At 71.1% G+C, this 803-nt stretch carries 1 protein-coding gene; it reads left to right on the forward strand.

Going from position 1 to position 803, the window contains the following annotated elements:
- Window positions 1-135 precede the first annotated feature (135 nt).
- On the forward strand, window positions 136-803 hold a 668-nt coding region (locus CA983_RS44415; RefSeq protein ID WP_086606182.1), incomplete at its 3' end, for a TlyA family RNA methyltransferase.

An 803-nucleotide genomic window follows, 5' to 3' on the forward strand; every position in this document is an offset into this window, starting at 1 on the left:
ACCTCGCCACGGACGGACACGTCGAGGTGTACGAGGATGTACACCGGGGGCTGCGCGACGCGCTCACCGCGCTCGACGCCCGCCCGGGACCCCCCGCGCCCCCGCGGCCGCACGAACACAGGAGCTGAACACACCGTGGCAGGAGTCGCACGCCGCCGTCTCGACGCGGAGCTGGTCCGCCGGAAGCTCGCGCGCTCGCGCGAGCATGCCGGCCAGCTGATCGCCGCCGGGCGGGTCTCCGTCGGCAAGACCGTCGCGACCAAACCCGCCACGCAGGTGGAGACCGCGGCCGCGATCGTCGTCGCGGCCGACGAGAACGACCCCGACTACGTGTCGCGCGGCGGCCACAAGCTCGCCGGCGCGCTGACGGCGTTCGTGCCGCAGGGCCTGGTCGTCGAGGGGCGCAGGGCGCTCGACGCCGGCGCGTCCACCGGCGGTTTCACCGATGTCCTGCTGCGGGCGGGCGCCGCCCATGTCGTCGCCGTGGACGTCGGATACGGACAACTCGCATGGTCTCTTCAGAAGGATGAACGCGTCACCGTCAAGGACCGTACGAACGTACGCGAATTGACACTTGAAGAGATCGATGGGGAGCCTGTGGATCTTGTCGTGGGGGATCTGTCCTTCATCCCGCTCGGGCTGGTCCTGCCAGCCCTGGTGCGGTGCGTGAAGCCGGACGCGGACCTGGTGATGATGGTCAAGCCGCAGTTCGAGGTGGGGAAGGAGCGGCTGGGCAGCGGGGGAGTCGTGCGCAGCCCCCAGCTGCGGGCGGAAGCGGTGACGGGGGTGGCCCGCAAGGCCTG

It is taken from the genome of Streptomyces swartbergensis (assembly GCF_002148965.1).
GTDB classification, from domain to species: Bacteria; Actinomycetota; Actinomycetes; order Streptomycetales; family Streptomycetaceae; genus Streptomyces; species Streptomyces swartbergensis.